Annotated in this window: 2 protein-coding genes; both read left to right on the top strand. The window is 67.4% G+C overall.

Annotated features, from left to right (window positions below):
- The coding region (locus tag VJ307_07245; GenBank protein ID HJX73935.1) for a VOC family protein at positions 1-213 on the top strand (213 nt) is incomplete at its 5' end.
- Positions 213-1708: alpha-amylase/4-alpha-glucanotransferase domain-containing protein (locus tag VJ307_07240; protein HJX73934.1), on the top strand; the 1496-nt coding region annotated here is incomplete at its 3' end. The genes VJ307_07245 and VJ307_07240, both read left to right, overlap by 1 nt.

Below are 1708 nucleotides of genomic sequence, written 5' to 3'. Positions count from 1 at the left end.
AAGTTCCTCGAGAAGAACGGGGAAGGGATCCACCACCTCTGCCTCCGGGTAGACGACGCGGCGGCGGCGCTCGCGCATGCGAAGGGAAAAGGGGTCCGCTTGATCGACGAGACGCCCCGCACGGGGGTCCACGGGATGAAGATCGGGTTCCTCCACCCGAAGTCGACCTTCGGCGTCCTCACCGAGTTCGCGCAGGGAGGGGAAGAACACTGATGGAGGGCGCGCCGTCCCCCCGGGGGACGCGGGCATTGCTTCTGTGCCTTCATAACCACCAGCCGGTGGGAAACTTCGATTTTGTCCTCGGGGATGCTTGCGACCGGTCGTACCTCCCCTTCCTCGAGATCCTCGCATGCTTCCCCGCGATCAAAGTGACGCTCCACTACTCGGGGTTCCTCCTTTGGTGGATCGGGGAAAACCGGCCGCGCGTGCTCGACCTGCTCCGGGAACTCGTCGCGCGCGGGCAGGTGGAGATCCTGGGCGGCGGGATGTACGAGCCGGTGATGTCCCTTCTCCCGGAGCGGGACCGGAGGGGGCAGATCCGGGATCTCGCCGATGCCGTGGGAAGGACGTTCGGAAGGAAGCCGCGGGGGATGTGGCTCGCGGAGCGGGTGTGGGAGCCGGAATTCCCCTCTTCCCTCTCCCGGGTGGGGGTGGAATACCTCCCGCTGGACGACTTCCACTTCCTGCGCGCGGGACTTCCCGCCGGAGAACTCGACGGGATCTACCTGACCGAGGCGAACGGGGCGATGGTCCGGCTCTTCCCGGGGAGCGAGCGGCTGCGGTACCTGATCCCCTTCGGGGACGTGGAGGAGGCGCTTCGGGAGGTGGAGCGGATGACGTCCCGGGACGTGCCGTACCCGGCGGCCATCCTGGCCGACGACGGGGAGAAGTTCGGCATCTGGCCCGGCACGCACAACACGGTCTACACGGAAGGGTGGCTGCGCCGGTTCTTCGAGGGGATCGTCGCCCGGGCGGAATGGCTCGCGACGATGACGTTCGGGGAATACGCGGACGCCGCCCCGCTGCGAGGGAAGGTCTACCTCCCTTCCTGCTCCTACATCGAGATGGGGGAGTGGGCGCTCCCCCCCGCGCAGTCGGCCCGGTTCGGAGCATTGCTCCACGATTTCCGCTCCGGGAGGCACCAGGAAATGAAGCCCTTCGCACAGGGAGGGCATTTCCGGGGCTTCCTCCGCAAGTACGAGGAGTCGAACCAGCTGCACAAGAGGATGCTGTGGGTGAGCGGGCGCGTCCAGGAGGCGATGGAGCAGGGGGGCGGGGAGGAAGCGCGCGATTTCCTGTACCGCGCCCAGTGCAACGACGTCTACTGGCACGGGATCTTCGGGGGGATCTACCTCAACCATCTCCGGGAGGCGGCCTACGCCAACCTCCTCCGTGCGGAAGAAGCTTCCGACCGGGTCCTGCACGGCGGGAAGGACGACTGGACGGAATGCGCGAGCGGCGACCTCGACGCCGACGGCGGGCAGGAGGCTCTTCTCAAGACCCCGGACATGAACCTTCTCGTCCACGACCACGACGGGGGGGCGATGACCGAGATCTCCCTCCCCCGGCGCGGGATCGCCCTCGGGCACGTCCTGACCCGGAGGGAGGAGTCGTACCACCGGAAGTTCAAGGAGGCGGGGGGCGGTTTCGACGGGCGGACGAGCATCCACGACCTGCTGGTCCTCAAGGACCCTTCGGTGGCCGAAGC

It is taken from the genome of Candidatus Deferrimicrobiaceae bacterium, assembly GCA_035256765.1.
Taxonomy (GTDB): domain Bacteria; phylum Desulfobacterota; class Deferrimicrobia; order Deferrimicrobiales; family Deferrimicrobiaceae; genus CSP1-8.
The sequence above is the reverse complement of the archived record's forward strand: the minus strand, read 5'-3'. Positions and strand labels throughout refer to the sequence as shown.